Below are 24775 nucleotides of genomic sequence, written 5' to 3'. Positions count from 1 at the left end.
TTTATCTCCCACAAGATTCTTCACATTTTTTGGTGAAGTTCTTTTTAATAGTATTTTATTTCATTATAAATCGTTTTCCAAAAAATAAACACTATGGAAACATAGAAATTTTCCCGAAAAAGTATAATAGTTTTTTTCCTCCGTTTAATTTGAATATATTGGTCTCATACTAATCAAAACGTTTAAGAACGGAGTAGATTTTCATGGGTCGCGCACAGTACCGGAAAAAAACCATACGCTCCAAACGCATGAAAAAAATAATATTACTAGGGGTTATTGCATCATCTGCTTTCATCGGTGCATTAATTACACTTCGAATCTATGCCCAAATTGTTGGTGCGCCTATTATTCAAGTTCCTGTTGCCTCTGCATTCTTAGATGATCAAGGAAATTCGATTGGTGATAGATATGTAGAACAACGTAGATTTTGGGTTTCTTTAGATAAGATGTCCCCGTTTCTCATGGATGCCACAGTTGCGGTCGAAGATCAGGATTTTTACAAGCATAGCGGCTTTGATTATTCTCGAATTGCTTCTGCACTCTTAAAAGATGTGAAAGCGGGGAAAAAAGTGGAAGGCGCTAGTACGATTACTCAGCAATATGCCCGAAATCTATTTTTATCACACGAAAAAACTTGGACTCGTAAAATTAATGAAGCTATCTACGCTTATCGATTAGAAGTTTTTTATGACAAGGATGAATTGCTTGAGGGATATTTGAATACTGTCTATTTTGGTCATGGCATGTATGGAGTGGAAGCAGCGAGTAGATTCTATTTTGGAAAAAGTGCAGAAAAACTGACACTTGCAGAATCCGCACTTCTCATGGGAGTTCCAAAAGGCCCAACCTACTATTCTCCGGTAGTCAATGAAGCAAAATCAAAAGAACGTCAAGAACTAATTTTGACATTGATGGAAAAGCAGTCTTTCATAACAGCGGAGGAACGAAATCGTGCTATAGAGGAACAGTATGTATTGAAATCAGAGGAATGGCTTGCAACTAAGAATATAGCTCCTTACTTTTTAGAAGAAGTGTGGAAGCAAGCGACCGAAATCGTTCGAAGCAAAGGACATCGTATCGAAAAAGGTGGTTGGATTATTGAAACTACTTTAAATAAGCAGCATCAACAAGCTGCTGAGGAAGTAGTGGAAAAGTGGATGCCAGAAGGAGAATTACAAATTGGTTTCATCAGCATGGAGCCTAAAACTGGATATGTGACCGCGATGATTGGTGGCCAGGATTTTACAGAAAGTCCATTTAACCGTGTGACTCAAGCGAAACGGCAACCAGGATCCATTATCAAACCTATCTTATATGCGGCTGCTCTAGAAAATGGGTTTTCTCCACTCACTTATATGAAGAGTGAGCAAACAATTTTCACATATGACAATGGTCGAAAAGAGTATGAACCCAAAAATGTCAACGGAGAATTTGCAGGGCAACCTATTTCCATGGCTCAAGCGCTTGCTATTTCCGATAATATTTATGCTGTAAAAACTTTAGAACAAATAGGATATGCGCCTTTCCAAAAAGTCGTGGAACGTTTTGGAATAGATATGGAAATCGAAAAAACACCGGCAACTGCCTTAGGTACATCCGAAGTTTCCCTGTTAGATATGACAAAAGCTTATAACACTATTTCTGCTAAAGGAATCCAAAAAGAACCTACGTATATAACAAAAATTACGGATCAGAATGGTCGAATTATTTATGATATTGCAGAGGTAAAAACAAAGGAAAATAAAGTATTGATTGAGCAGGATGCTTTCTTGTTATCTCATTTGTTAACGGGAATGTTCGATCCGATTTTCAATGATTACTCACCTGCAACTGGTGTTAGCATTCGTTCTAAACAAACTCGTCCGTATGCAGCGAAATCTGGAACAACTATTTCAGATCAGTATTTAATTGGATTTTCTCCTCAATTAACAACTGGTGTTTGGAATGGATATGATCAAGGAAAACAAGTGAGTGATGCGGAAGCCAAGCAAGTAACGAAACAAGTATGGATCGAGTTTATGGAAAAAGCACATCAAGGTTTGCCAGTAGAACCGTTTATTCCTCCGGCTGGTGTACGGGGCGTAATTATTGATATTAATACGGGTGGACTTGCTACCTCTGCTTGTGAAAAGCAACGTTTAGTTTATTTAAAGGAAAAAGATGTTCCTACGAAGTTATGTACGGATTCTAGTTTGAAACAGCAAACGTTTGAAGAACCTGGTGAAGAGGATGATTTCGATCCTTGGTCACTCTTCCCATTCTCGATTTTTGAGTAACACGAAAAGCGAAAGCGCCTATCTCTGCCCCGACAGGCAAATGGGGAATTGCGAGGAGGCAGCTCCTCAGCCCCCGCAGTAATTACCCATTTGACCCCGAGGGGCAAGGCGCTTACGCTAGACAACTTAAAAAGCTCTCTACTACCTAAAATAGGTAGTAGAGAGCTTTTTTCTTAGTATAAATGATTGAGTAAACTACTTGCATTCACTGGAATGGGTTTCGCAATACGTACAACAAATTTACTTTTTCAAATAAACTAAGTGTCCTAGCATTACTGTGAAGTAAGCTTTAAGTAGATTGTACTTTCTTTTCCACTTAAATTCAACCTCATTTCGAAATATAAACTAAAAAATACTAATTTTTTCGAATCTTTCCAAACTATACCGTTAAGTCTTGATGCAATTTTTCTTCGCTACGACGCCACATTTCTTCATTAAATGTCTCTAAATAATCACGTAAAATATTTTTAGATTTATCATCCATAAAATCCACCATAATATGGCGTTTCATCGATTTGTCCATCCGATTTACATGATCTGCAAGCAACTTATATCCACGTCTTTTTTCTCTATTTACTACCATTTCACAAGCAGTTACTCCCGCATAATAAGCTCCTTCTGCTTTTAGATCAATGGTTACCCAAACTAACCAATAAGCTTTTCCACCTTCAGAATCTTCTCGATTCGTTGTGAATTTAATACCTTTTTCTATTTCGCTTCTTGCATGCATTGCACCAATTTCCACTCGTGCAACATCATCTTCTATATCGACAATGACTGGTGATACATTTTCTAGAGATAGAGAACCTATGCCAAATCCTTTATGTCCGTCTGTTGGAGCATTTTTTATAATCGTGAAGCCGATTTTTTGTTTAGGTTTTTCTTCATTTGCCATTCGAATATTTCCTCCGTTCTGTTATTATGTATAGTATACAGAAAATTTCACCCAAGGAGGAAATGATATGCCATACGTAACAGTAAAAATGCTTGAAGGTCGTAGTGATGAGCAAAAAAGAGCTTTAGTAGAAAAAGTAACAGCTGCCGTTTCAGAATCAGTGAACGCTCCTGTTGAGAACGTAACTGTCTTCATCGAAGAAATGCCTAAAAACCATTACGGAGTAGCAGGTAAACTTTTCAGCGACAAATAATCAGACTAAGGAACTCCTTTTAGATAGGGGTTCTTTTTTTATGGTTTTATTGCTTGCTTTCGGGCGGATGGGTACTTGTTTCAAGCGGATAGACGCTTTATTCAGGCGTATATCACACTTTTTCGGGTGTTAATCCATTTACTGGAAATAAATATGGCCTTTTCCGCGTAATTTGCAAATACTATACATAAATAAAAAAGCCGCCCTATTGGACAGCTCTCTGATTCATTAAATTCATAACAAATGTAAAGGCTTCATCAATTTCATCCGCAGTAAATTTTAACTTAGCTTTTAATACATGCACCTTTTCGATTTGGTCCTCTTTTGCGAGATGATCGAAGTAAAGTAATGTGGAAACAAGTTCTAAAAAACGAGAACTTTTTTCTTTCATTAGGTTAATGCACGAAACTAGTGAAGGTTCCGCTTCTTCTACTCGAGCCATTTGTGTGAAATGTTCGCCCGCGTCCGTCATTTGGTATTTGTATTGTACATATGAACCTTTGTCTTGTCGTTCCTCTTGTAAAAATCCCATGTTGCAAAGTTCTTCTATTCTTAAAGTTAGCTCTTCTGAATAAGGGCCATAAATATGAAACTCATATTTTTCTTTATAAGCATATTGCAATTTTTTTGCAATGTAGACCATTTTTTGAAGTTTTTTTCTGCCAGTTATTCCATCTGCTACTCCGATAAATTGTACGACTTTTGCGTGTTCTTCTAGCAATGTTACCCCACCTTTACTTTAACAATTCTAATATTTGCTTCTTCAATGCTTTTTTCTTGCCATCTGCCGTTAAGAAATCTTCTGGGAAATAGAGCTTGTGGTCTGTTCGACGTTTACCAGAAATCGCTTCTACTATGTCAGATTCACGTGAAAGTTCGTGAATTTCTCCATTAGGCATCTGTAAATGAATCGGAATACGTTCTTCCTCTTCCCCTGGTCGATAAAAATCATATGGTAAGTCTGATGATGAATCAAACACTAAATAGTAAGTTGGATCGATACCCGCTTTTTTAAACAGCTGTTCGAGCTCTTTCATTTTCACATAATCTTTCGCAAGATCAAATTCGATATACTGAAATAACTTACGATTAACAAAGCGATCACATAAGTCAGCTAAAATAAGGTCTTTTTCAGACATCCAAGTTTGGAAGTACGTCAATAAAACACCCTCATCTAGCGCTAGGTAATCCTTTAATGTAAACGTTCCATCAAAGAATCCTTTAAAATGAGTAGGTTGTGTTTCAAAATCATAGCCTTCTTCACTTAATGCCTTTGCTCGATGTAAAATTTTCGTTAAAATAACTTCTGCACTTCGAGAAACTGGATGGAAATATACTTGCCAGTACATCTGATATCTACTCATAATATAATCTTCTACTGCATGCATTCCGCTCGATTTAATCACTACTTGATCTTCTCTTGGGCGCATTACGCGTAAAATTCTCTCCATATCAAAATGACCATAACTCACTCCTGTGAAATAAGCATCTCTTTGCAAATAATCCATACGATCCGCATCAATTTGACTGGATATTAAGCTAACGACTTGTTTATTTGGATATGTTTTACCAATGACATCCGCTACCTTTTGAGGGAAACCCTTGCTAACTCTACTCAATACTTCGTTTACTTCTGTCTCACCAAGCAGAATTTTTTGAGTGAACTCTTCATGGTCTAAATCAAAGACATTCTCAAAAGCATGAGAAAACGGACCATGGCCTAAATCATGTAAAAGAGCGGCACATAATACAACAAGCCTCTCTGATTCATCCCATTCTGGACGTCCAACGAAGACATCATCAATAATACGTCGAACAATCTCATACACACCTAGCGAGTGATTAAAACGACTATGCTCTGCACCATGAAAAACTAGATAGGTAGTTCCAAGCTGTTTAATACGGCGAAGTCGCTGAAACTCCCTCGTTCCAATTAGATCCCAAATCACTTGATCTCGCACATGAATATAGCGGTGAACTGGGTCTTTAAACACTTTTTCTTCTGCTAGCTTTTGTGTTGCATAGCTCATCTGCACACCGCCTTAGTTTATAAGATTACTTTGTAAAGTTGAAATTTTAACTGCCTGTCTCCTACGCTTTACTAAAGTTCTAATTTAGCACGTACTTTATCCATTAGTTCGTCTTCTGTCAGTGCTGCAACTGGACGATTATTTACAAATACGAATGTTTTCTTTCTGCCAGGTCCGCAATACGATTGGCACTCTTTTACTTCAACTTCTGCTTCTGGATCAATTGCTTGAAGCTTCGGAAGTAAAGATTTTAAATTAACGGCCTGACATTCATCGCAAACTCGAAAGTGATTTGCCATCTGAATTCAACCCCTTCTATGAATGATAATAGTCTACAGGTCATTGTATCTTAAAGGTTATATTGCTATCAAGTGTATTTTACGTGAATAAAAGAGCGATATTTTGTCCATCATGTTAATAGAACAACGAAACTATGAGAATGGTAGGAGGATAAACATGGTGAAAATTAGACAAGACGCATGGATGAGTGAAAATGATGAGACACTAGCAGAAATGGTACTACGTCATGTACGCGAAGGAAGTACCCAGTTAAATGCATTCGAAGAAGCTGGTGATGAACTTAATAGAACCGCAGCTGCATGTGGATTCAGATGGAATGCGGTCGTACGACATCAATATGAAACAGAACTAAAACAAGCAAAAAAAGAACGTAAAGAAAAGCTGCGTATATTAGGAAAAGATTATCGTAGACGTGGAAATGGGATCTATCTAGCAAAACCCCAAGAAAGCGGAGAACGCGCTCCCTCTGTGCCTATATCTGCATTATCAATTGATATAATCATTGCTTATCTCGTGAGATTGCAACATACGGATTCAGATATTTCGAGATATCGTCATCTAGCTACTCTTTCCAATGAAAAAATACGAAAGTTGGAGAGTGAACTAGCTAAACTAGAGAAAGAAAATGCCACGATCAAACATGACTACGAGCAATTCGTACAAATCATGAACCGTGCCAGAAGAATGGTAACACTCGACGGTGAAGACGTACCAAATGTCCCTGTCTTCCAAATGGAAAAGAACGGCAATCTAGTATCAAAAGAACCACCTACCCATTAATTGGAAGGTGGTTTTTTTTCTTACTCAAGCGCTTTCACTTTTCCTAGAAAATGAGAAACTAAAAGAATCTTACTTGGTATCTGTCTAGCTACAGCGCCTTGGCCCTCGGGGTCAAATGGGAAATCGCTGTGGTGGCTGAGGAGCTGCCTCCTCGCGATTCCCCATTTGCCTGTCGGGCCAGACATAGGCGCTTTCGCTTTTCTTATTTTTCCAACATCTTTTTATTCCTATCTAACACACGCTGCATATAAAACTGATAGAGCGCTACTTCGTCCTCCGTAATAGATTGTGATATTACTTTTGGCGTAAGATGCTGTAACAGTTGTTGAATCCGAATGACGATATCTTGAATCGTAAAGGATGTTCCAAGTAATTCATTGATCGAAGCCATTACTTCCGGTTTGATGTCCGGATAAGTGAATTTCGTATCTTCTCCTTGAACACCAATATCGTAAAACTGGCGAATCAACTCTGCACGCTCGCTTCCACTACCATCAATACATAAGTAGATTTGCACGGCAATACCTTTTCGAAGTCTTCGTTGTGAAATCCCAGCGAATTTCTTACCATCAATACTCAAATCATATGACCCTGGACAATAAGAACCTACAATTTCATAAGCTTCTATTTTCCCTTCTGCTTCTGGTAATAAAAGACGGACGAATTCTAGCATTACTTCATATCCAGCTGATATATCAATTGGCTGCACTAATTCTGAAAGAACAATAGAAATATTTAGTACTCCTGCGTCCAGCACAACTGCTAACCCTCCAGAATTACGCACAATTGGCGTAAATCCTTGTGTTCGCAAAAAATCTTGTGCATCATCAACAAACGGCAGACGATGATCTTGAATACCAAGTACGACCGTTTGATCATGAACCCAAGTTCGGACTGTTGCTGGTGACTGGCCTTGCCCAACTAAATGGCAAAGAAGATCATCTGCCGCAAACGATTCTAGTGCTGATTTACTTTTTCCGCTTAATGATTGATCCCAAAATCGCCAAGCTTCTTGTTGTAACAATTCATCTATCTCAATCATTTCAATTGCTCCTTAACTTTTTGTACCTCCTTAGGTACAAAAAACAAACTACTGAATTAAATTAGCGCTTGTGCAGCTGTTATATAAGCAAGTTTGTAGACATCCTCTGCCGAACAACCACGAGATAAATCATTTACTGGTGCATTCAATCCTTGTAAAATAGGCCCAATTGCTTCAAATCCACCTAGACGTTCGGCAATTTTGTAGCCAATGTTTCCAGCTTCAAGCGACGGGAATACAAAAACAGTTGCATCACCTTGTACAGCTGCTCCTGGTGCTTTTTTAGCAGCAATTGCAGGCACGATACTTGCATCAAATTGTAGTTCTCCTTCGATAACAATTTCCGGTGCCATCGATTTGGCAATTGCAGTTGCGTTTACTACTTTTTCCGTCTCTTTTGATTTTGCTGAACCTTTTGTAGAGAAGGATAGCATTGCGACTTTTGGAGTTATCCCAAAGGCTAATGCTGTTTTAGCACTTTCCACTGCAATTTCTGCTAGATCTTCACTTGTTGGTGCTATCGTAAGAGCACAATCTGCAAAGACAAAGCGAAGATCGTCTTTTACCATGATGAATGCTCCGCTTGCTTTTGAAATTCCTGGCTTTGTTTTAATAATTTGAAGTGCAGGTCGAACGGTTTCTGCAGTGGTATGAGCTGCTCCACTTACTAGACCATGTGCGCGTTTCGTGTAGACAAGCATTGTACCCAAATAATTTACGTGTTTTAGCAGTTCTCTTGCTTGTTCTTCCGTTTCTCTTCCTTTACGCAGTTCCATAAATACTTGTACAAGTTCATCCATTTCTTCATATGAATTTGGATCAATCACTGTTAATCCAGTATGTTCAAGGTCATTTTTAGATCCAATAACAATTGGTTGGATGATTCCATCTTCTTTTAGTTTTAAGGCTGCTTCGATTATCCGTTCGTCCGTTCCTTCTGGTAATACAATGGACAGATTAGCATCTTTTAACTTGTCTTTAATTTCTTCAAATAGATTAGACATTTGATCGACCCCCTATGGATATTTTTTCTTTTTTTTAGCATACACGACTTCGCCATAGGTTGTCATCTGCTAATCGGTTCGTCATGGGAAAATATAGTGAATATATGTTACACTAAAATAGCGAAATGTTAATAAAAAGGAGTGCATTAGATAATGAATGAAGCAGCAATTACTTTAGATGGTTGGTACGTACTACATGATTTCCGACAAATGGACTGGACATCATGGAAACAAGTAGATCCAGAACTACGTAAAGAAGCAACAGATGAATTCGTAGCATTCTTAGATGAATTACAACAAGCTGATGATGCGAAAACTGGCGCACACGCATTTTACACAATTGTAGGTCAAAAAGCAGATTTCATGTTAATGACATTACGTCCAACTATGGATGAACTACAAGAATTAGAAGCGAGATTCAACAAACTTACAATTGCTGAATTTACTATTCCAGCATACTCTTATGTTTCTGTTGTAGAATTATCAAATTATTTATCTGCTGATTCAAACGAAGATCCATATCAAAATGCACATGTACGTGCACGTTTATATCCTGAACTTCAACGTTCTCAGTACATTTGCTTCTATCCAATGGACAAACGTCGCGACGGCAATGATAACTGGTATATGCTTCCTATGGACCAACGCAAAGAATTAATGCGTAGTCATGGATTAATTGGTCGCAGTTATGCTGGTAAAGTAAAACAAATTATCTCTGGATCTATAGGCTTCGACGATTTTGAATGGGGCGTAACTTTGTTCTCAGATGATGTTCTTCAGTTTAAAAAACTAATTTACGAAATGCGTTTTGATGAAGTTAGCGCACGCTATGCTGATTTCGGTTCGTTCTTTACGGGTACAATTCTTGCGGGTGAAAAACGCGAAACATTCTTTAACTTATAATTTACAAGGGGCTGCTACTTATGCAGCTCTTTTTTATTTGTCTAAATCATTATCTCCTCTTTCTTTGCATAGTGTATGAGTAGGAGGTGAGGCATTGGCAGTAGTCAAATCCACCACAAAGCAACTGGAACTACTTGCAAGGCTTGTGCGTGCAGATGCTGAAAGTGAAGGTCAGCAAGGCATGCTTATGGTAGAAAATGTTGGAGTAAACAGAGTCCGTGTTAACTGCCTAGACTTCAAAAACATTCAAAATCTCGATGAAATGGTATTTCAAAGCCCTGGAGGATTTGAGACAACACAAAAATCGTGCTTTGATCAACGTGCACGGGAAGGAGAAAAAAAGCTAGCCCCATGAGTTATTGATGGAATACTAGACGCTTTAAATCACATTACTTTTCCCTAACAGCTGGGGAATGTCCCGAAATCTAAGTTCAGAAAGGATGTATGAATGGTTCAATATTATTGGTACCCTGGAGGATATCCGCAACAGCCTCAACAAATGCAACAACAACAGCAACCAATGACCCCACCCCAAATACCAGCAGCAATTAGGGGGCAAGAAGAATCCTATATTGAAAACATTTTAAGAATGAACAAAGGTAAACTAGGAACATTCTATTTTACATTCGAGAACAATAAAGAATGGAATGCCAAAGTGATAAAAGGCTTTATAGAAGCTGCTGGTCGAGATCATATTATCATCAGTGATCCAAGTGGAAAACGATACTTAATGCTTATGATTTACTTAGACTATGTTACATTTGATGAGGAAATTAATTATAATTTATAAGAAGAGAGGCTTATCCAAGATTGCGGATAAGCCTTTTTATTGAACAGATATTTCTCCAAAATAAAAAGACCAGTTCCTTGAAGAAATTGGTCCTTTTTTACTATCTAATTTGCATATTTAACTGCTGCTACAATTAGCATAATCCATCCAGCTAAAAATGCTACGCCACCAATTGGTGTAATGGCACCTAAAATACTAATTCCAGTTAAGCTTAGTACATATAAACTTCCAGAAAAAATAACAATCCCAGCTAATATTAAATAACCCGCTATGTTCAATTGCGATACATGTCCAAGAACTTTACTGCTCATTAAAATACCGATCGCCACTAATGCTAGTGCATGGAACATTTGATATTGAACAGCTGTACCCCATGTAGATAAATATTTGTCCGCAATTCTTCCCTCTAACAAATGCGCACCAAATGCACCAAGAGCTACAGCAAGAAAACCATTAATAGCACCCGCGATTATAAAGAATTTCAATAGATTCTCCTACTTTCTGATTGTGACGATTGTGAGCAAAAAAATATTTACTCAATGAAGTTAAAAATCAAATAATGATTCCCCATTTGCACCTTGTTCTTTTAACGGAGTTGAAGCAACTGCAGATGGTGATGGTATCATTTGTGTTACAGGATTATTCTGTGGTGAAAATACATGTGTAGACGAACTTTGTGTAGAATTCAACGCTACATCACAAAGCGCTCGGATTGCAGCTAAAACTTCTCTTTTTGTTGGTTCATGATCAGACACTTTAGCTTGTCCCAGTTGTTTTTCTATTTGCTGTAAAATTTGATCAGTAGAAATCATTTGTTTGGTCCCTCCACTTGCTTTGATACAAACTTCAAACATTCCATGCCCGAACTACGCTTCACTAAAGCTGATGGAATCTCCTTTGTTTTAAATCCATAAGCTTTACAGCCACGTGGATGTCTTGCATCCCATGTAGTAAAAAAGTGTAGGCACTTAAAACAATTTATAGCCATTTCACTTCCCCACTTTCTATTCAATATATTAGCATAGTTAGAGGCAAAAATCGATTGGCTGTTCTCCCTGTTCCAGTAGTTTTGCATTTATGTTCGAATAGGGTTTGCTTCCGAAAAATCCTCTATATGCACTTAATGGACTTGGATGTGGAGCTTCTATAATTGCATGTTTCCTTCCATCTATTAACGCCTTTTTACTTTGTGCTGGCTTGCCCCATAATACGAAAATGACTGGTTTTTCACGTTCTGATAACTTTTGAATCACCGCATCCGTAAATGTTTCCCAGCCCATTCCTTTATGTGAATTTGCTTGTCCTGCACGAACAGTCAAAACTGTATTTAACAATAAAACACCTTGCTGTGCCCAACTTTCTAAATATCCACTAGTAGGAATGGAACATCCTAGATCTTCTGCAAGTTCTTTATACATATTACGTAAACTTGGAGGTATCTTCACCCCAAGCTTCACCGAAAAACTCATCCCATGCGCTTGTCCCACTCCGTGATAAGGATCTTGACCCAAAATAACTACCCTCACTTCATTAAAAGGTGTTACTCGAAAAGCACTTCCAATATCACTTCGCACTGGATAAATTATCTGCTCTTTGTATTCTTTATCTAAAAAACTTTGGAGTTCTTTGAAATAGGACTTTTCCATTTCATCCGCTAAAACGTCTTTCCAATTGGGCAATAGATGTCACTCCTTAAATTCTACTTCTACATCATAATCTACTAATTGAAACATTTCTGACACAGATTTTGCTGCATTCTCTTCAGCCAATTCCAAAATACCTTGTCCAGTCGTTTCTTCGATCATCATTTCTTTTGCAGTTTCAGCAATCTCATACCCTTCCTTAATATCGGCTTGTTCACGGAATAAGCCTTCATAAGAATACACTTCTACTTGATCAAAAAAAATCTCAGGCCCACCTAAAAACACAGGCTTTGGCAAGGTTAGCGTGGCTGTCTTATTTTCCTCATCTACTTGTATATCAGCATCTGTTATTTGTGAAAAGTCTACTCCAGCTGTAACAGAACCAGGTACAACTACTAGTAATTTTCTTTTTGTTCCTGGTAAATCGATACCGATTTCTTGTCCGAACACTGCATTATCTTGTCTTTCAATAATTACTTTTGTATAGATTTGTGCAGTCGAAAGTTCATTCAAAGCTTGTACTCGCTCTACAAATGATCCTTTGCTCTCCGTAAAAGTACTTCCATTTATTGCCCAAAAAGCTGCGAATGGCACTGAAGCTATTAATAGAATAATAACTAGTCCAATTAACAAATATGATTTACGCCCAATTTTAAATAAAGTTAATGGAATCTTCCAGAAACTAATTTGCTTCTTAGAAGGATATTCTGCAATCGTTGCCGCTGACTGATCTTTTTGTGTTTTCAATTCTTCTAAAAGCTTTTCCATTTCGCGAATTTTGTCATCCTGTCGCATATTACCCCTCTTTTCCTCACATTCTATTACATTATACTGTAAAGAAAAGTTTCGCTATTAACAACAATTCCATTAAGCTTTTTGCTTAAATTCTCCTAAAAAACCTCTACAACCTTAAGTCTTCCTTTATTGAATTTTCACACCTATCTGATACAATGAAATATATTATATGATGCATTAAAAAGGAGAAAACGCAAAATGACTATCAAAAAAACACTTACAATTGCTGGCTCTGATACTTCAGGAGGAGCTGGTATTCAAGCTGATTTAAAAACTTTCCAAGAACACGGAACATACGGCATGAACATCCTTACTGTAATCGCTACAATGGATCCTGATAATGGTTGGAGCCATGGCGTATTTTCCCTTCCAGTAGACGAGATTAAACGACAAGCGAAAACAGCTTTATCGACTGGAATCGACTCGATTAAAACTGGTATGTTAAGCACAGAAGAAATTATTGAAACTGCTGGCGATATTATTGAACAATCAGGCGTAAAAAATGTTGTCATTGACCCTGTTATGGTTTGTAAAGGCGAAGATGAAGTATTAAACCCTGGTACTGTTGATGCTATGATTGAATTCTTACTTCCACGTGCATTAGTTGTAACACCAAATCTTTTCGAAGCTGGACAACTTTCTGGCCTAGGTGCTTTGAAAACAATTGAGGACATGAAAGCTGCTGCAGAAAAAATTTATGCACTAGGCGCGAAAAATGTCGTTATTAAGGGTGGAAAACAATTAACTCACGAAAAAGCAGTTGATCTATTCTACGATGGTCAAACACATACATTACTTGAAACAGTAAAAACAGATACAACATACAACCATGGTGCTGGCTGTACATTTGCTGCTGCAGTAACTGCAAACTTAGCAAACGGATTTACAGTAGCTGATGCAGTATTCGAAGCAAAAGAATTCGTTTCTGCTGCAATCGCACATGGCTGGAAACTAAACCAATATGTTGGACCAGTTCTTCATGGTGCTAAAGGTAAATTCGGTGCTCCAGAAGTTACTACTACAACTGTTTAAGTACTCCCCTACTCGCAAAGTCATAATGGCATTGCGAGGTTTTTTTATTTAGTCTCAAACATTCGCATGATGAACTTTTTTTCTTTATACTTATAAAAGATAGACTGTTAGGGGGAAAACAAATGGAACTTGTAAATGTAGAGCAATTACAAAAGCATTTGAATGAATTTGCAAACGAAGATATTTATATACATTTAGAAACTACAAACGGTTCGTATGCATCTCATTTTGACGAAAAAGTATTCAATGCAGGAGCTTTCATCCGCAATGTAATGCTTCGTTATGAACTTGGCAAAGTAGCTGGTGAAGCACCACATCGAATTGGACTAAAACTTCCACACGGTTGGGTTTATGCACAAGGAATCACACATTTTGAGTTAGACGAACATGGTCGTTTAATAATGGCTGGACATGACTACAGCGGCAAACTTGCCGTAGCACTACAAATTAGCAAAACACCTTTTACCTATTAAGGAGGAAAAACAATGACTTTACCAATGGAAAGACATGTATTAGTTGTATTCCCTCACCCAGATGATGAGGCTTTTGGTGTTTCTGGAACAATTGCTACTTATATAAAACAAGGAGTACCAGTTACATATGCATGCTTAACGCTTGGTGAAATGGGAAGAAACTTAGGGAATCCACCATTTGCCACTCGTGAAACACTTCCACATGTTCGAAAAGAAGAATTACTAGCTTCTGTAAAAGCGATGGGTGTAACAGATCTTCGCATGATGGGTCTTCGTGATAAAACCATTGAGTTTGAAGACGATGAAAAAATGATTGAAATGATGGAAAATCTAATAAAAGATACAAATCCATCCCTAATTATCACATTCTATCCAAACTACGCAGTTCATCCAGACCACGATGCAACCGCTCGCGCTGTGATTCGTGCTGTTCGCCGTATGTCTGTAGAAAATCGTCCGACTATTTATGCACTAGCATTCGCGAATAATTCAATAGAATTTTTAGGAGAACCTGATGTTGTACATAATATAGAAGGTTCCAAAGAAGAAAAAATGGGTTCACTCCGAGCTCATATCTCTCAAACATCTTGGATGCTAGAAGAAATGGAAAAACGTTTAGCAGATGGAGAACCTGAAGATGAAAACTGGTTACACTTCGAGCGTTTCTACACATACGATTTCAACAAAGATTTCGAATAATAGAACATCACAGTATACTATAGACTTTCTAATATATTTGAATTATTATGTATTAGCATTTTATATTTACGCATAATTATTCAAATCTAGAAAGTAGGCTTTAGCATTGAAAAAGTTTTCCTTATCTACATGGCTTTTATTCCTGCTACCTTCTATAGCAGGTGTTGTTCTATTTATGACTCCTTTACCAATTGACGGTGGTTTTCAAATCCCGATCGCATATTTTGCAAGTATATTATCCGGCGTATTAGAGCCAATTGTTCATTGGATTGCATTAGTAACTTTGTTGATTGCAGCTATTGGATCTATTGTGTTTTTATTCATTCCAGAGAAAAATACATTTGTTCATAATCTTTTTAAAGTTACGCCTTTTTGGACAGTAACTCGTGTTGTTGGTGCTATTTTTTCTGTACTAATTATTTTCCAACTTGGTCCTGAAGCTATTTGGAACGAAAATACTGGTGGAATGTTATTAAGTCCTGATGGATTAGTATCTTTCCTATTTACGATTTTCTTATTTGCAGGGCTATTACTGCCATTATTATTGAATTTTGGATTACTAGAATTTTTTGGAACGATGATGGTGAAAATCATGCGTCCTCTTTTCAAACTTCCTGGACGTTCTGCAGTTGATGCACTGACTTCGTGGGTTGGTGATGGAACAATTGGTGTTTTATTAACGAGCAAACAGTATGAAGAAGGTTATTATACGAAAAAAGAAGCTGCTATTATTGGTTCTACTTTTTCCGTAGTTTCGATTACTTTTTGTATTGTTGTTATTGAAGAAGTTGGTTTAGGGAATTATTTTGTCCCTTACTACTTAACTGTTTTACTTTGTGGAATTGTTCTGGCATTCATCATGCCTCGCATTTACCCTCTTGCAAGCAAAGAAGATGTGCATATCGATGGTCGTCCATTAAATTTAGAAGCAGAGAAGTTTCCTAAAAACTATAACGCAATTACACATGGTCTTGAAAATGCATTGAATACTGCGAATCGAAATCGTTCACTTTGGAAAGTTGTTTCGGATGGTTTGAAAAATGTAATCGATATGTATATTGGTGTAGCACCAGTTGTTTTAGCATTCGGTACGATTGCATTAGTACTTGCCGAATATACTTCTGTATTTATGATTTTAGGAAAACCATTTGAACCACTATTAATGTTATTCGGCATTCCTGAAGCAGCAGCTGCTGCACAAACAATAGTCGTTGGATTTGCGGATATGTTCTTACCTTCTATTTTAGGTGCATCTATTGAATCGGAAATGACTCGTTTCTTCATCGCTACTATGTCTGTGACTCAGTTGATCTATATGTCTGAGGTTGGTGGTTTGTTACTAGGTTCGAAAATACCGGTTAACATGAAAGATTTAATCATTATTTTCTTATTGCGTACTCTTATTTCGTTCCCAATAATCGCATTGGTAGCACATTTGTTGTTCTAATCAACAATTTAAAAGCAGTGAACTCCTTTTATGAGGGGTTCGCTGCTTTTTGTGTGTGTTATGTCGCGTTGGGGCGTGGGATTGTTACGTTGGAAGTGAGGGTTGTAACTTTCAAGGTTTGGATTGTCGCGTTCGCAGAGCCTATTGTCTCGCTTAGCCATATATTCCCAAAACATTTTACTCTGGTAACTATTGAGTCCCCTTCATTATCATCATTAAATGATGTCCTTTCCTGAAGTACAGAGCTTCCAATAAACTGGGGATTTGGTATAATTAACATAAAAAAGGAGTTTGTAATGAAAACAGTTCGTTATACATTCATTATTTTGTTTGGAATAATACTCACTTTTATAATGCTTATGTTCGAGTTTTCTATTTGGATTATTTATCTATGTGTAGTTATTTTATTATTACTCTTTGTAGTTGTTCCCCAACTATATACTCTGTATAAATCGAATAATCTAAAGAAAATCGAACGGTATTTGGAGGAGAATAAAAGAAAAGTACTTTTTGCGTATCCATTAGCTATCAAAACTGGTAATCATGATTTGATTGTTCAAGCAATCCAGGCTGTCTTAGATAAATATAAGCAACCGTATATGCAGGAAGTTTACAAAACAAATTTAGCACTGTTTGAAGATGACCTTGCTAAAACTGATCATCTAGCTCAACAAATTAGTAAAGAACCCCTCCGTACTTACTATTTAGCTTACGTAGAAGCTCTAAAAGGAAATATAGAAGAAGCTAGCGTATTAAAAGAAAATCTTCCTACTGGATGGATGCAACATGCGATTGAAGCGATTATTGCTAAAGAGCAAGGGAATACAAAGAGTTTTCATCAGGAAGCGAATTTGAGCATTGCATCTGCACGTGGGATTCAAAAGTTTACATTGCTTTATAGTTTTAAGAATATGAAGAATAGTTGATAATGAATAAGCGGCCGAAGATGTCATTTTGGCCGTTTGTTTTTTGTCGTGTTGGAGGGTGTGATTGTCGTGTTTGCATTGAGGGTTGTAACTTTCAGGGTTGAGATTGTCGCGTTCGTGGAGCTTATTGTCTCTCTTAGCCATATATCCCCAATAAATACCGGTGATAATGCTAATTCAACCACTAAAATAAAAAAAGCTGTCCTCAAAAATCGATTTGCATCGACTTTTTGGCCAGCCTTTTTATCTTTATTCAGTATTAACGATTTTGCATCCATTCTGGTTTACCAAAACCTTGGAATTCTGCATCGATGATTACTTCGAATTCTTCAGATTCTACGATTTCGATAAGGTCTTTAGCTAATTGAGAATCTTTATTTTCTTCTTTTACTGCAACTACGTTACGGAATTGGTCAGGCATATTTTCTAAGAAAACTGCATCCATTAAATCTAAGCCTGCTGCTAATGCAAAATTACCTGGAACTGCTGCAATATCAACACTTTCAATTGCACGTGGAAGTGCTGCTGCTTCAAGTGGTTGGAATACTAAATTTTTATTGTTTACTGTTACATCTTTTTCAGATGCTTTAAGTTCTTCAATGTTCGGATCAATTTCGATTAGTCCTTGTTCTTGAAGAGTTAATAATGTACGTGCTGCGTTAGACGGATCATTTGGAATAGCGATTTTTGCACCATCTTCAATTTCATCCACTGATGTATATTTTTCTGAGAAGAATCCCATTGGTGCTGTTGGAACGATGATTAAGTCTTCTAGTGCCATATCGTTCTCTTTTTCAAAGTTCTCCAAGTAAACTGTATGTTGGAACAAGTTTGCGTCAATATCTCCAGTGTCTAATGCTTTGTTTGGTTGAATATAATCACTGAATTCTACTAACTCTACTTCATAGCCTTTTTCCTCTAATGCAGGAATGATTGCTTTGTTTAACATATCGCTATATGGACCTGCTGTTGCGCCTACTTTAATAGATGTTACTTCTGTTTCACTTTCATCTGTAGTTGAAGTTGTTTCTTCTCCGCCACATGCAACTAGTACAAGTGCTATGAATCCTACTAAAAATAATGCTAAAAATTTCTTCATCTTTTTCTCTCCTCTTGTCTTATCGTTTATCGATTGCTTTTGCGATCAAGTCTCCAACTTGCTGGATTACTTGAACTATTACTATTAAAATGACAACCGTTGCAATCATAATCGTATTGTCATAACGGTAATAACCAAATCGGATTGCTAAATCACCAATACCTCCACCACCTATGGTACCTGCCATTGCGGAATAAGCGACTAAACTAATAATAGTCAGCGTAACAGCTTGTATTACACTTGACTTTGCTTCTGGTAATAACACATCTTTGATAATCATCCAAGGTTTTGCACCGACTGCAATTGATGCTTCAATGACCCCTTTATCAATTTCTCGCAAGGCATTTTCTACTAATCGCGCAAAAAATGGGATAGCCGCTATAGATAAAGAAACACTAGCCGCTACCGGTCCAATCGTTGTTTTAACAATTAAATTAGTAAGTGGGAATAATACCACTAGCAAAATAATAAATGGAATAGAACGAATCATATTTACAATGAAACTTAAAATTCCTTTTACAAACCGATTTTCCCAAAACAACCCTTTATCTGTTACAAACAAAATAATACCTAATGGTAATCCAATCACAATAGAAACCGTCAAAGCGATCCCAATCATTAGTACTGTTTCTCCAAATGCTTTCCATATATCAGGTAACATGCTGACAAAATGAGCGAAATCAAATAGCATTGTGTAACACCTCCACATGAGCACCGCGAGTTTCTATATAAGCAATTGCTTTATGTATATCTTCTGTTTGACCTATTAGTTCCATGATAAAAATACCTAATGCTTGTTCTTGTATATACTCTATCGTGCCATGGAGAAAATTACCCTGCACATTAAACTGTTGGATTGTATCAGAAATTATACCTTGCCCTGCTACTTTTCCTTTGAAAAGTATTTTGACAACCTGACCTTTTACTTCTTTCAAAACCACCTCTGGAATATTAAAAGATACAACACTGCTAATAAATTCATTCGTCAAAAGCTCTTGCGGATTTGCAAAAATATCATACACAGAACCTTCTTCTATTACTTTTCCATCTTGCATTACGCACATACGATCACAAATCTCTTTTACTACATTCATCTCATGTGTAATCAATACAATCGTAATATCGAGCTCTCGATTTATCTTTTTTAACAAATGTAAAATAGACAAAGTTGTTTTTGGATCAAGTGCAGAAGTTGCTTCATCACAAAGAAGGATTGATGGATTATTCGCTAATGCACGAGCAATACCGACTCTTTGCTTTTGACCACCACTTAGTTGAGCAGGATATACATCTATTTTTTCTTCCAAGCCAACCATCGCAAGCAATTCCTTCACCCGTGCTTGAATTCTATTTGAGGGCATTTCCGCAGCTTTTAAAGCAAACTCTATATTTTCTCCAACTGTTTTTTGACTAATTAAATAAAAATGTTGAAAAATCATCCCAATTTTCAATCTAGCTCTTCGAAGGTTTTCCCCTTTAAGCTTTGTTAAGTCTGTGCCATCCACTAAAATATTTCCGCTCGTTGGACGTTCTAATAAATTGATACATCTAAGTAAGGAGCTCTTACCTGCTCCTGAATAACCTACGATTCCAAAGACTTCTCCTTTTTCAATCGTTAACGAAACATGATCGACACCGACTACTTTTTTCTTTTTGGTTTGATACACTTTCGTAACATTTTGAATATGTAGCATTGTCATCACCTCTACCTTAAATTCATTCCATATAAAAAAACCTCTTTCAAACTGAAAGAGGTACCGTCCATTATATGTCTATTTATCTTTTTTTAAATATCCATTCTGGAGGAGTTGCTAGACTTCACTCGGTCTCTCCCACAGTCACTCTTGATATAAATAATTATTCAATTGTATGAATATATATTACATTTGATATATTCATCTGTCAATGGATTGATAACAAAAAACGACTCGTTACAAGTCGTTTGATCTTCTATATTGAGGACGAAGAGGGGGCTATTTCAATCCACGCACTCTAATGGCTACCCTACTATAGGGTGGTTGTCAAAATTTACATTCCACTTAGTTGATAAAAAACATATTCCGCAACCAGTAAGAAGGCAGCAGTACTCGATTTACATTCCACTTAGTTGATAGAAAACGACGAGGACGATCTATTAAAGCGTTTGACATTATTATTTACATTCCACTTAGTTGATAGAAAACGATATGTCCTTCATCTAAAACGTCACTTTCGACGCCATTTACATTCCACTTAGTTGATAGAAAACCCTGGTTTTAGAGCATTCGAAAAGCTAGATATACCAAGGCTTAGAGAAAATAAAATAATTATAATCACTCAAAAAATGCAGTGAGGTAGCAGTTGTTTTAAATAATTTAATGAAAATTGCCTTTAAAACCTTTAATATCAACACTTCTAATCAATTCGCCTGCAATAAGCTTTACTGCAAAATTACAAAAACATGCTTTCGAAATCCTTTTCAACTCCAAAGACAACTTTTTTAATATGCTTTGGATTTTCCACGCGATAAATATAAATAGAATCATAGTGTTCACCGGTTTTTCTAGAAATTTCTGCAAGGCATTGTTTCAATTTCCCTTCCGTTATTTCTCCCTCAAAGACGGAATTTTGTGTCCACGTTAAATACTTTTTAAGCACTTTGTGTACTTTCGCTACTCTCTTTACATCTACATCATATGAAATAATCACAAACATGGCTACCACCACGCCTTGAGTGCTTTGTAATCTTCATCTTCTATAAAATGCTTTATCAATTTGTAACACTCCAGCCTTACAAGGAATCTATAAGACGTTTTTCGGTTCAATTTTCTATGTTGAACAGTGGTACTCACTCTTTGTTCAAATTCTTTAATAAAAATTTTTCTTCCTTCTTCATTCATCATTCATCATTCATCATGCATATGTTAGTTTCTATAAATTCAAAGTGGTGTATTCTAATCGTCCGATTATTTATTAGTGAAAATATTAAATTATCCATTATTAAAGGCTTAAATATCTCGGCAATATCTAACGATAAAGAAAACCTTCTCGATGCAGGTTCATGTAAAAAACTAATTGTCGGACTAAGTTGAGTTTTATATATTTCAGATAAAACTGCCGTATACATTAAACTGTTTCCAAATGAAATCAGCGCATTTATTGGATCTGAAGGTGGTCTTTTTTCACGTTTCTTAAATAAAAAATCCTCATTTTTTATTATTCCATTAAACCCTTGGTAATAATATGCTCTTGCTTTCCCTTCAATCCCCATTAGCATTTGAATACTATCTGCTGTAGGAACCATCTTTTTCATTTTAATCATTTCATTTATTACATCTTCCGTATTTTCTTTATGTCTTCTTAAATTTCTCAACATATGATGCATTGCACTTAATACAAGTTGCTCTCATTTCATCGATTTGTTGCAATCAAACCACTCCTTTACATGAATCCTGCATCACTATCAATTTCATACATAAGCCCCTGTTCACTTGTATACTTAAACTGAACAACAGGATAATTATTGTATTGATCCACTTCAATCTTCATATTAATTAAGCCCTTTTCTTTCGCACTTCTATAAGCCCATGTTGGAATATTAACTACATATTCCTTCAACTGAGTTAAAAGTTCAATTTTTTGGCTCCATGACACCTTTTTATCTTTTAAATCTATTTCTATTTGTTGGATTTCATTCTCGTACTGCCTGTATACACTTTCAGGAATAATATTCTCATTTTGTATATCTCGAAGTTTTGGTTTATCTTTCGTTTCATACGCCAATGTATTTAAATACTGCTGAACTATTTCATCGAATTCCTTTAAATATTCACTTCCCTCAAGTGCTTCCCTGGAATAGATAGCATCTACAATGTCTATTTTCTCTTTTTCCGATACAAATCCATTATTGTATTTTAAAAGTACCTCCTTCGATTTTTTATAAATTGTATAATCTACAACTGATTTTTTACTTGTTGCAGAAATACCTGACGGCAAAGGCTCTCCTGTATACACAAATACGTTTGGCTTGTTCAATTTATAAATACGATTTCTAAAAACTCTTCCCATTCGTTGAAATAATCCCGCAGCTTCGGAAAGCTCGGTGAAAAGAACATCAAAATCTATGTCTACACTGGCTTCTACTACTTGTGTTGTAATCCATATTCCTTTTTTCTCACAAGTTAATTTACCCATTTCTATAATTCTTGCTTCTTTTCTTGCCCTATCCTCATTTATAAAACGACTATGCAAAACCTCCGCACGAATACCAAACAGCTTGCACTGACTATATAATTCTTGTGCTTTTTTAACCGTATTCACAATGATGAGTACTTTTCGTTCGACACCTTCTTGAAGTACATCTTCTATATCTAAATCTTTTTCTCGAATCTCCATAAAATGGCGAATAATCGGCTGATTATTTTCATCTAGCTTCAAAAACATTTTAGGCGGTTCACGATGAATACCAAGTTTTTGTAACGCTTCCCCTATTAACGGCGGAAAAGTCGCAGTCATAATTAAAAACTTTCCGCCAACTGAAGTAATATGCTTTAAACCTAAAACAATAAATGCCGCAAGCTTTGGACTATACATTTGTATTTCATCGATTACAAGTTTGCTATATGAAAGTACTGCCAGTTTCATTTCAAAACCAGGATATAACCCAACAAAATCTACAATTTGATCCAGTGTGCAAATTGTTAATGGGTTAGAAAATTGTTTCGTTTGGTGCACTAAAGTAAGATCAAATTCGTTATCTTCCCTACGTTTCACATATTCAGATACAGTATCACTATGCAATAACCCTACTGTTTTGTAACCAATTTTACTTATTAAACGATCATAAATAGCATTAATAGAAACTTTTAAAGGTAATGTAAAAATACCTTTTGAATCACCAATCCAATAAAGGGCTGCCTCTGTCTTCCCAATTCCTGTAGATCCTATAATTACATGACTTTGATGCTGTCTTTCATATAAATACTCTTGCAATTCATTTCTACCATACTTTTTTAAATATAAATCTAATTTTTCAACCAAATTATCCGGTGCTATCTCTGCATCGATATGTGCACTTGCTGCAAAGTCTAGCTTATTAAGTAGACCTTTTATTTTGACGAAATTATAAAGTTCTTCTTCGTTCATACTTTCTTTCTTTACAAACTTCCCATAATGAAACTTCGGTACTTCAACATTTTCAAACCCTTGTTTCACTAACATTGATGTGTATGAAATAAGATCATTTTTTACAATCAACTTACTATCTTCAGTCACTTCTTTATCACGTTCATGATGATAATAAATTGCTTTTAATAATAACTTTACTTCTGACTCCGAATGCTTTTGTAACAATTCCTTTATAGGAACAAATGCACAACTGAGATAACCATGTGGAATTTCTTTTACATCTGAATACACGTCTTTAATTCGCTCTTCTTTTTTTCTTAACTTATTTTGGAATTTCGTATTAGCTTTACCAACATCATGATAATAACAAGCTAGTTGAAGTAAATCCCAATCGACTGCATGTAGGATATTAGGATATAGATTTTTCATAGAGTTATACCTTATTAATAACTGATTTGTATGCCCCCAGATCATTTCCGCTTGATTTCCTTTACTTTCTGATTTAGCAAGTAATTCATCAAACATCATTTCATTCCTTTACACTAAAAATGCAATAAAACCATCTTCATCAAACTCTTGCTCTTGCCATGCATATAACTTATTTGTATTTGATGCTGGGACGTGAAATACATTTACTTTTTCCCATTGCCTAATAGTTTTCCCTTTATATATATCCATTAAATGGTATATTTTATTCAACAAGTAGGATGTACCTATGGATTCATAAGAGTCTTTCTCTACCAAAGCCTTCGGAACAAAAATATCATATTTTACAATCTCATCTTCATCTATCTCATTTAGAGTAAAACAAACAACTTTAACCGTATTAATCTGCAATAAGTCTTCTCTTCTACCCAATGAAAGATATTCTAATGGTGATTGCAGAGACTTTATAATGATAGGCAGATATGATTCGTCTTCTGGGACCACATGTATGATTAGCTCTATATCTACTAATAATTCAGTAGTAGCAACCCCTCGTGTAATACCATAACTTTTCCCAGTGTAATCTTCTGCCTTTAGCTGGTGCCGCCCTTCTTCATAGGAATTCCCTGCAAATTCATAGCGTGTCCATAAATCATTTACTTTAGAATGATAGCGACCTTGAATACTTACTTTCATCGGTACATAATTTGTGAATCCACAAGCCGCGTGTATCATTCCAATAACTGTAGAATAAGGTGGTAGTGGATATGACTCTTTCAACTGAAAACTAGTCGGTTTACGATAATTAACTAAGTTTTGATAGGCTTCTATTCGAACACCCTTCATGTACTCACCT

The 24775-nt window shown here is 36.3% G+C and carries 27 protein-coding genes and 1 pseudogene; 11 read left to right on the top strand and 17 right to left on the bottom strand.

Annotated elements, in window-relative coordinates; all coding sequences use genetic code 11:
• Window positions 1-203: 203 nt before the first annotated feature.
• Complete coding sequence (locus tag C7437_RS08660) at window positions 204-2276, top strand: transglycosylase domain-containing protein (protein WP_111439276.1); 2073 nt, start codon at window positions 204-206, stop codon at window positions 2274-2276.
• A gap of 379 nt (window positions 2277-2655) precedes the next feature.
• Here the strand turns inward: C7437_RS08660 and C7437_RS08655 are convergent, their stop codons facing one another.
• A complete protein-coding gene (locus C7437_RS08655) occupies window positions 2656-3171 on the bottom strand; it encodes a YwhD family protein (RefSeq protein ID WP_111439275.1) in 516 nt (171 codons plus the stop codon).
• Between the two features lie 67 nt (window positions 3172-3238).
• Between C7437_RS08655 and C7437_RS08650 the strand changes: the two genes are divergently transcribed.
• Entirely contained in the window at window positions 3239-3424 is a 186-nt protein-coding gene (locus C7437_RS08650; RefSeq protein WP_111439274.1) for a 2-hydroxymuconate tautomerase, read from the top strand.
• Between the two features lie 205 nt (window positions 3425-3629).
• On the opposite strand, the gene C7437_RS08645 is transcribed toward C7437_RS08650, so the two are convergent.
• From C7437_RS08645 to C7437_RS08635, 3 genes are all read right to left on the bottom strand, one after another.
• The gene (locus C7437_RS08645) at window positions 3630-4145 is read right to left on the bottom strand and encodes a YwgA family protein (RefSeq protein WP_111439273.1); all 516 of its coding nucleotides are present in this window, start codon (window positions 4143-4145) and stop codon (window positions 3630-3632) included.
• 13 nt (window positions 4146-4158) lie between these two features.
• On the bottom strand, window positions 4159-5454 hold the full coding sequence (locus C7437_RS08640; RefSeq protein WP_111439272.1) for an HD domain-containing protein: 1296 nt from the start codon (window positions 5452-5454) through the stop codon (window positions 4159-4161).
• 71 nt (window positions 5455-5525) lie between these two features.
• Window positions 5526-5753 carry a YuzB family protein gene (locus tag C7437_RS08635; protein ID WP_111439271.1) on the bottom strand — a complete coding sequence of 76 codons (228 nt, stop codon included), beginning with the start codon at window positions 5751-5753 and terminating at the stop codon, window positions 5526-5528.
• Window positions 5754-5910: 157 nt separating this feature from the next.
• Here C7437_RS08635 and C7437_RS08630 point away from each other — a divergent pair, with 157 nt between their 5' ends.
• Window positions 5911-6534: an RsfA family transcriptional regulator gene (locus tag C7437_RS08630; RefSeq protein ID WP_111439270.1), complete on the top strand. Its 624-nt coding sequence runs from the start codon at window positions 5911-5913 to the stop codon at window positions 6532-6534.
• Between the two features lie 202 nt (window positions 6535-6736).
• Here C7437_RS08630 and lipL read toward each other — a convergent pair whose 3' ends face one another.
• Together lipL and pta are read right to left on the bottom strand one after the other, a co-directional pair.
• Window positions 6737-7576 (bottom strand): octanoyl-[GcvH]:protein N-octanoyltransferase, encoded by an 840-nt coding sequence (lipL, locus tag C7437_RS08625; RefSeq protein WP_111439269.1) that lies wholly within the window; start codon window positions 7574-7576, stop codon window positions 6737-6739.
• 56 nt (window positions 7577-7632) lie between these two features.
• Window positions 7633-8580 (bottom strand): phosphate acetyltransferase, encoded by a 948-nt coding sequence (pta, locus tag C7437_RS08620; protein ID WP_111439268.1) that lies wholly within the window; start codon window positions 8578-8580, stop codon window positions 7633-7635.
• A 153-nt stretch (window positions 8581-8733) separates the two neighbouring features.
• Here pta and hemQ point away from each other — a divergent pair, with 153 nt between their 5' ends.
• The 3 genes and pseudogenes from hemQ to gerQ all read left to right on the top strand — a co-directional run bounded on the left by hemQ (window position 8734) and on the right by gerQ (window position 10273).
• Window positions 8734-9483, top strand: coding sequence for a hydrogen peroxide-dependent heme synthase (gene hemQ / locus C7437_RS08615; RefSeq protein WP_111439267.1), 750 nt, complete (start codon window positions 8734-8736; stop codon window positions 9481-9483).
• A 94-nt stretch (window positions 9484-9577) separates the two neighbouring features.
• Window positions 9578-9832, top strand: a pseudogene (locus tag C7437_RS08610) (cell wall hydrolase); the annotation flags it as partial.
• 99 nt (window positions 9833-9931) lie between these two features.
• Window positions 9932-10273: a spore coat protein GerQ gene (gerQ, locus tag C7437_RS08605; RefSeq protein ID WP_111439265.1), complete on the top strand. Its 342-nt coding sequence runs from the start codon at window positions 9932-9934 to the stop codon at window positions 10271-10273.
• Between the two features lie 104 nt (window positions 10274-10377).
• On the opposite strand, the gene C7437_RS08600 is transcribed toward gerQ, so the two are convergent.
• From C7437_RS08600 to C7437_RS08580, 4 genes are all read right to left on the bottom strand, one after another.
• Window positions 10378-10758: a DUF423 domain-containing protein gene (locus tag C7437_RS08600; protein WP_111439264.1), complete on the bottom strand. Its 381-nt coding sequence runs from the start codon at window positions 10756-10758 to the stop codon at window positions 10378-10380.
• Between the two features lie 60 nt (window positions 10759-10818).
• Window positions 10819-11085 carry a YwdI family protein gene (locus C7437_RS08595; protein WP_111439263.1) on the bottom strand — a complete coding sequence of 89 codons (267 nt, stop codon included), beginning with the start codon at window positions 11083-11085 and terminating at the stop codon, window positions 10819-10821.
• A 213-nt stretch (window positions 11086-11298) separates the two neighbouring features.
• Window positions 11299-11952, bottom strand: a complete 654-nt coding sequence (locus tag C7437_RS08585; protein ID WP_281269939.1) for a uracil-DNA glycosylase — start codon at window positions 11950-11952, stop codon at window positions 11299-11301.
• A gap of 6 nt (window positions 11953-11958) precedes the next feature.
• The gene (locus C7437_RS08580) at window positions 11959-12711 is read right to left on the bottom strand and encodes a DUF4230 domain-containing protein (RefSeq protein WP_111439261.1); all 753 of its coding nucleotides are present in this window, start codon (window positions 12709-12711) and stop codon (window positions 11959-11961) included.
• A 198-nt stretch (window positions 12712-12909) separates the two neighbouring features.
• On the opposite strand from C7437_RS08580, the gene thiD reads away from it, so the two are divergent.
• The 5 genes from thiD to C7437_RS08555 all read left to right on the top strand — a co-directional run bounded on the left by thiD (window position 12910) and on the right by C7437_RS08555 (window position 17288).
• Window positions 12910-13743, top strand: a complete 834-nt coding sequence (gene thiD / locus C7437_RS08575; RefSeq protein WP_111439260.1) for a bifunctional hydroxymethylpyrimidine kinase/phosphomethylpyrimidine kinase — start codon at window positions 12910-12912, stop codon at window positions 13741-13743.
• Window positions 13744-13865: 122 nt separating this feature from the next.
• The gene (locus C7437_RS08570) at window positions 13866-14216 is read left to right on the top strand and encodes a YojF family protein (RefSeq protein ID WP_111439259.1); all 351 of its coding nucleotides are present in this window, start codon (window positions 13866-13868) and stop codon (window positions 14214-14216) included.
• Window positions 14217-14228: 12 nt separating this feature from the next.
• The gene (gene bshB2 / locus C7437_RS08565) at window positions 14229-14915 is read left to right on the top strand and encodes a bacillithiol biosynthesis deacetylase BshB2 (RefSeq protein ID WP_111439258.1); all 687 of its coding nucleotides are present in this window, start codon (window positions 14229-14231) and stop codon (window positions 14913-14915) included.
• 106 nt (window positions 14916-15021) lie between these two features.
• Window positions 15022-16362: a YjiH family protein gene (locus tag C7437_RS08560; protein WP_111439257.1), complete on the top strand. Its 1341-nt coding sequence runs from the start codon at window positions 15022-15024 to the stop codon at window positions 16360-16362.
• Between the two features lie 296 nt (window positions 16363-16658).
• Window positions 16659-17288, top strand: a complete 630-nt coding sequence (locus tag C7437_RS08555; protein WP_111439256.1) for a hypothetical protein — start codon at window positions 16659-16661, stop codon at window positions 17286-17288.
• A gap of 259 nt (window positions 17289-17547) precedes the next feature.
• Here C7437_RS08555 and C7437_RS08545 read toward each other — a convergent pair whose 3' ends face one another.
• The 7 genes from C7437_RS08545 to cas5b all read right to left on the bottom strand — a co-directional run bounded on the left by C7437_RS08545 (window position 17548) and on the right by cas5b (window position 24765).
• Window positions 17548-18387, bottom strand: coding sequence for a MetQ/NlpA family ABC transporter substrate-binding protein (locus C7437_RS08545; RefSeq protein ID WP_111439254.1), 840 nt, complete (start codon window positions 18385-18387; stop codon window positions 17548-17550).
• Between the two features lie 19 nt (window positions 18388-18406).
• Window positions 18407-19078 (bottom strand): methionine ABC transporter permease, encoded by a 672-nt coding sequence (locus tag C7437_RS08540; protein ID WP_111439253.1) that lies wholly within the window; start codon window positions 19076-19078, stop codon window positions 18407-18409.
• A complete protein-coding gene (locus C7437_RS08535; protein WP_111439252.1) occupies window positions 19068-20081 on the bottom strand; it encodes a methionine ABC transporter ATP-binding protein in 1014 nt (337 codons plus the stop codon). The genes C7437_RS08540 and C7437_RS08535 overlap by 11 nt, the downstream gene beginning before the upstream one ends.
• Before the next feature lie 736 nt (window positions 20082-20817).
• On the bottom strand, window positions 20818-21081 hold the full coding sequence (gene cas2 / locus C7437_RS08530; protein WP_111439251.1) for a CRISPR-associated endonuclease Cas2: 264 nt from the start codon (window positions 21079-21081) through the stop codon (window positions 20818-20820).
• Window positions 21082-21265: 184 nt separating this feature from the next.
• Window positions 21266-21742 carry a CRISPR-associated endonuclease Cas1 gene (cas1, locus tag C7437_RS08525; protein WP_245909251.1) on the bottom strand — a complete coding sequence of 159 codons (477 nt, stop codon included), beginning with the start codon at window positions 21740-21742 and terminating at the stop codon, window positions 21266-21268.
• Window positions 21743-21807: 65 nt separating this feature from the next.
• Window positions 21808-24018: a CRISPR-associated helicase Cas3' gene (gene cas3, locus C7437_RS08520; RefSeq protein ID WP_111439250.1), complete on the bottom strand. Its 2211-nt coding sequence runs from the start codon at window positions 24016-24018 to the stop codon at window positions 21808-21810.
• Window positions 24019-24030: 12 nt separating this feature from the next.
• Window positions 24031-24765 (bottom strand): type I-B CRISPR-associated protein Cas5b, encoded by a 735-nt coding sequence (gene cas5b, locus C7437_RS08515; RefSeq protein ID WP_111439249.1) that lies wholly within the window; start codon window positions 24763-24765, stop codon window positions 24031-24033.
• Window positions 24766-24775: the final 10 nt, after the last annotated feature.

The organism is Psychrobacillus insolitus (assembly GCF_003254155.1).
GTDB lineage: Bacteria > Bacillota > Bacilli > Bacillales_A > Planococcaceae > Psychrobacillus > Psychrobacillus insolitus.
Note: the sequence above shows the minus strand (reverse complement) of the source record. Positions and strands in the feature narration are given on the sequence as shown.

What these genes read in the sequence shown, in the direction of transcription:
- C7437_RS08660 (WP_111439276.1), top strand. Translation starts at nt 204, where the DNA reads ATGGGTCGCGCACAGTACCGGAAAAAAACCATACGCTCCAAACGCATG.
- C7437_RS08655 (WP_111439275.1), bottom strand. Translation starts at nt 3,171, where the DNA reads ATGGCAAATGAAGAAAAACCTAAACAAAAAATCGGCTTCACGATTATA.
- C7437_RS08650 (WP_111439274.1), top strand. Translation starts at nt 3,239, where the DNA reads ATGCCATACGTAACAGTAAAAATGCTTGAAGGTCGTAGTGATGAGCAA.
- C7437_RS08640 (WP_111439272.1), bottom strand. Translation starts at nt 5,454, where the DNA reads ATGAGCTATGCAACACAAAAGCTAGCAGAAGAAAAAGTGTTTAAAGAC.
- C7437_RS08635 (WP_111439271.1), bottom strand. Translation starts at nt 5,753, where the DNA reads ATGGCAAATCACTTTCGAGTTTGCGATGAATGTCAGGCCGTTAATTTA.
- C7437_RS08630 (WP_111439270.1), top strand. Translation starts at nt 5,911, where the DNA reads ATGGTGAAAATTAGACAAGACGCATGGATGAGTGAAAATGATGAGACA.
- lipL (WP_111439269.1), bottom strand. Translation starts at nt 7,576, where the DNA reads ATGATTGAGATAGATGAATTGTTACAACAAGAAGCTTGGCGATTTTGG.
- pta (WP_111439268.1), bottom strand. Translation starts at nt 8,580, where the DNA reads ATGTCTAATCTATTTGAAGAAATTAAAGACAAGTTAAAAGATGCTAAT.
- hemQ (WP_111439267.1), top strand. Translation starts at nt 8,734, where the DNA reads ATGAATGAAGCAGCAATTACTTTAGATGGTTGGTACGTACTACATGAT.
- gerQ (WP_111439265.1), top strand. Translation starts at nt 9,932, where the DNA reads ATGGTTCAATATTATTGGTACCCTGGAGGATATCCGCAACAGCCTCAA.
- C7437_RS08595 (WP_111439263.1), bottom strand. Translation starts at nt 11,085, where the DNA reads ATGATTTCTACTGATCAAATTTTACAGCAAATAGAAAAACAACTGGGA.
- C7437_RS08580 (WP_111439261.1), bottom strand. Translation starts at nt 12,711, where the DNA reads ATGCGACAGGATGACAAAATTCGCGAAATGGAAAAGCTTTTAGAAGAA.
- thiD (WP_111439260.1), top strand. Translation starts at nt 12,910, where the DNA reads ATGACTATCAAAAAAACACTTACAATTGCTGGCTCTGATACTTCAGGA.
- C7437_RS08570 (WP_111439259.1), top strand. Translation starts at nt 13,866, where the DNA reads ATGGAACTTGTAAATGTAGAGCAATTACAAAAGCATTTGAATGAATTT.
- bshB2 (WP_111439258.1), top strand. Translation starts at nt 14,229, where the DNA reads ATGACTTTACCAATGGAAAGACATGTATTAGTTGTATTCCCTCACCCA.
- C7437_RS08555 (WP_111439256.1), top strand. Translation starts at nt 16,659, where the DNA reads ATGAAAACAGTTCGTTATACATTCATTATTTTGTTTGGAATAATACTC.
- C7437_RS08545 (WP_111439254.1), bottom strand. Translation starts at nt 18,387, where the DNA reads ATGAAGAAATTTTTAGCATTATTTTTAGTAGGATTCATAGCACTTGTA.
- C7437_RS08540 (WP_111439253.1), bottom strand. Translation starts at nt 19,078, where the DNA reads ATGCTATTTGATTTCGCTCATTTTGTCAGCATGTTACCTGATATATGG.
- C7437_RS08535 (WP_111439252.1), bottom strand. Translation starts at nt 20,081, where the DNA reads ATGCTACATATTCAAAATGTTACGAAAGTGTATCAAACCAAAAAGAAA.
- cas2 (WP_111439251.1), bottom strand. Translation starts at nt 21,081, where the DNA reads ATGTTTGTGATTATTTCATATGATGTAGATGTAAAGAGAGTAGCGAAA.
- cas1 (WP_245909251.1), bottom strand. Translation starts at nt 21,742, where the DNA reads ATGTTGAGAAATTTAAGAAGACATAAAGAAAATACGGAAGATGTAATA.
- cas3 (WP_111439250.1), bottom strand. Translation starts at nt 24,018, where the DNA reads ATGTTTGATGAATTACTTGCTAAATCAGAAAGTAAAGGAAATCAAGCG.
- cas5b (WP_111439249.1), bottom strand. Translation starts at nt 24,765, where the DNA reads ATGAAGGGTGTTCGAATAGAAGCCTATCAAAACTTAGTTAATTATCGT.